Here is a 3,694-nt window from a genome sequence, read left to right as displayed (position 1 = left end):
GGTCTGGTTTTTACAGCTGGTTTCAAATTTTGTGCAGCTGATGCGTCCCGTTTTCCCGGGGGTGTTGGTTGTGTCTGTTTTACTTCAACGGAGAGTTTGATCCTGGCTCAGGATGAACGCTGGCGGCGTGCTTAACACATGCAAGTCGAACGATGATCCCAGCTTGCTGGGGGATTAGTGGCGAACGGGTGAGTAACACGTGAGTAACCTGCCCTTAACTCTGGGATAAGCCTGGGAAACTGGGTCTAATACCGGATATGACTCCTCATCGCATGGTGGGGGGTGGAAAGCTTTATTGTGGTTTTGGATGGACTCGCGGCCTATCAGCTTGTTGGTGAGGTAATGGCTCACCAAGGCGACGACGGGTAGCCGGCCTGAGAGGGTGACCGGCCACACTGGGACTGAGACACGGCCCAGACTCCTACGGGAGGCAGCAGTGGGGAATATTGCACAATGGGCGAAAGCCTGATGCAGCGACGCCGCGTGAGGGATGACGGCCTTCGGGTTGTAAACCTCTTTCAGTAGGGAAGAAGCGAAAGTGACGGTACCTGCAGAAGAAGCGCCGGCTAACTACGTGCCAGCAGCCGCGGTAATACGTAGGGCGCAAGCGTTATCCGGAATTATTGGGCGTAAAGAGCTCGTAGGCGGTTTGTCGCGTCTGCCGTGAAAGTCCGGGGCTCAACTCCGGATCTGCGGTGGGTACGGGCAGACTAGAGTGATGTAGGGGAGACTGGAATTCCTGGTGTAGCGGTGAAATGCGCAGATATCAGGAGGAACACCGATGGCGAAGGCAGGTCTCTGGGCATTAACTGACGCTGAGGAGCGAAAGCATGGGGAGCGAACAGGATTAGATACCCTGGTAGTCCATGCCGTAAACGTTGGGCACTAGGTGTGGGGGACATTCCACGTTTTCCGCGCCGTAGCTAACGCATTAAGTGCCCCGCCTGGGGAGTACGGCCGCAAGGCTAAAACTCAAAGGAATTGACGGGGGCCCGCACAAGCGGCGGAGCATGCGGATTAATTCGATGCAACGCGAAGAACCTTACCAAGGCTTGACATGAACCGGTAATACCTGGAAACAGGTGCCCCGCTTGCGGTCGGTTTACAGGTGGTGCATGGTTGTCGTCAGCTCGTGTCGTGAGATGTTGGGTTAAGTCCCGCAACGAGCGCAACCCTCGTTCTATGTTGCCAGCGCGTGATGGCGGGGACTCATAGGAGACTGCCGGGGTCAACTCGGAGGAAGGTGGGGACGACGTCAAATCATCATGCCCCTTATGTCTTGGGCTTCACGCATGCTACAATGGCCGGTACAAAGGGTTGCGATACTGTGAGGTGGAGCTAATCCCAAAAAGCCGGTCTCAGTTCGGATTGGGGTCTGCAACTCGACCCCATGAAGTCGGAGTCGCTAGTAATCGCAGATCAGCAACGCTGCGGTGAATACGTTCCCGGGCCTTGTACACACCGCCCGTCAAGTCACGAAAGTTGGTAACACCCGAAGCCGGTGGCCTAACCCCTTGTGGGAGGGAGCTGTCGAAGGTGGGACTGGCGATTGGGACTAAGTCGTAACAAGGTAGCCGTACCGGAAGGTGCGGCTGGATCACCTCCTTTCTAAGGAGCACCTACAGTCACCTTGCCTCATGTATGTGAGTGTGGAGGGGTTGTCAGGAGTACGCCCGTTGCGCAGACGCTAGTTCTGCGGCGGGTGCTCACGGGTGGAATATCAACAAGTAGCGGCCGCTGGTTTTTCCTGCGGCACTTAGTACGGTTCTGCACTTGTGTGGTTCCTGGAACGGTGTGCGGGGGGTGCTGGTGGTTTAGTGTTTGGCACACTGTTGGGTCCTGAGGCAACAGGGGCCGGGTTCCGCGGTTTTCGCTGTGGTGTCCGGTGCTGGTGTTTCTGGTTGTTCCTGGCTGCATCGATCGCACGGTTTGGTCCCTTTGTGGGGGTTGCGTGTGGGGTGTGTGGTACGGGGTTGTTGTTTGAGAACTACATAGTGGACGCGAGCATCTTTTATAAGAAGCAATTTCCAAGAATATGAACCTGGATCTGACCTGGGCGCCTTTGGGTGTGTGGGTTGGTTTTCGTGGTTCTCTCGAAAATTAGCGTTTTTGATCTTTTGTGGTCAAGTTTTTAAGAGCACACGGTGGATGCCTTGGCATTAGGAGCCGAAGAAGGACGTAGGAATCTGCGATAAGCCTGGGGGAGTCGATAACCGGACTGTGATCCCAGGGTGTCCGAATGGGGAAACCCCGCCAGGGGCGCGAGTTGCCTGGTGACCCGCATCTGAACACATAGGGTGCGTGGAGGGAACGCGGGGAAGTGAAACATCTCAGTACCCGCAGGAAGAGAAAACAATAGTGATTCCGTCAGTAGTGGCGAGCGAACGCGGATCAGGCTAAACCGTTCCATGTGTGATAGCCGGCGGGCGTTGCATGGTCGGGGTTGTGGGACTTCCCATTCTGTCTCTGCCGGGACAGTGGGGTGTGTAGTGCAGGCATAGGTGAACGGTCTTGAAAGGCCGGCCAGAGAGGGTGTGAGCCCCGTAACCGAAATGTTGTGCACCGCCCGGGGAGTATCCCAAGTAGCACGGGGCCCGAGAAATCCCGTGTGAATCTGTCAGGACCACCTGATAAGCCTAAATACTCCCTAATGACCGATAGCGGACCAGTACCGTGAGGGAAAGGTGAAAAGTACCCCGGGAGGGGAGTGAAACAGTACCTGAAACCGTGTGCTTACAATCCGTCGGAGCCAGTCTGATTCTGGTGACGGCGTGCCTTTTGAAGAATGAGCCTGCGAGTTAGTGTTACGTCGCGAGGTTAACCCGTGTGGGGAAGCCGTAGCGAAAGCGAGTCTGAATAGGGCGTTGCAGTGGCGTGATCTAGACCCGAAGCGAAGTGATCTACCCATGGCCAGGTTGAAGCGACGGTAAGACGTCGTGGAGGACCGAACCCACTTCAGTTGAAAATGGAGGGGATGAGCTGTGGGTAGGGGTGAAAGGCCAATCAAACTTCGTGATAGCTGGTTCTCCCCGAAATGCATTTAGGTGCAGCGTTGCGTGTTTCTTACCGGAGGTAGAGCTACTGGATGGCTAATGGGCCCTACAAGGTTACTGACGTCAGCCAAACTCCGAATGCCGGTAAGTGAGAGCGCAGCAGTGAGACTGTGGGGGATAAGCTTCATAGTCGAGAGGGAAACAGCCCAGACCACCAACTAAGGCCCCTAAGCGTGTGCTAAGTGGGAAAGGATGTGGAGTTGCGAAGACAACCAGGAGGTTGGCTTAGAAGCAGCCATCCTTAAAAGAGTGCGTAATAGCTCACTGGTCAAGTGATTCCGCGCCGACAATGTAGCGGGGCTCAAGTACACCGCCGAAGTTGTGGATTTCAGATATTAGCTAAGCCGCCCCTTGTGGGTTGGTTCAGGCGTCTGGAGTGGTAGGGGAGCGTCGTGTGGGCAGTGAAGTCGCGGTGTAAACCAGCGGTGGAGCCTACACGAGTGAGAATGCAGGCATGAGTAGCGAAAGACGGGTGAGAAACCCGTCCGCCGAATGATCAAGGGTTCCAGGGTCAAGCTAATCTGCCCTGGGTAAGTCGGGACCTAAGGCGAGGCCGACAGGCGTAGTCGATGGACAACGGGTTGATATTCCCGTACCGGCGAAAAACCGTCCATGTTGAACAGGGGATACTAACTGCCCGA

2 rRNA genes (1 of these 2 running past the window's edge) are annotated in these 3,694 nt (G+C 55.7%); both read left to right on the top strand.

The window, feature by feature from the left end:
• The first annotated feature begins 84 nt into the window (after nucleotides 1-84).
• A 16S ribosomal RNA gene (locus tag QMG72_RS17630) occupies nucleotides 85-1,608 on the top strand.
• Between the two features lie 513 nt (nucleotides 1,609-2,121).
• Nucleotides 2,122-3,694: ribosomal RNA gene (locus tag QMG72_RS17625) — 23S ribosomal RNA — on the top strand (it continues 1,659 nt past the right edge of the window).
• The 16S and 23S rRNA genes sit together here, the layout of an rRNA operon.

Source organism: Pseudarthrobacter sp. PH31-O2 (genome assembly GCF_030063265.1).
Lineage (GTDB): Bacteria > Actinomycetota > Actinomycetes > Actinomycetales > Micrococcaceae > Arthrobacter.
This window is presented reverse-complemented; position numbering and strand designations above follow the sequence as displayed.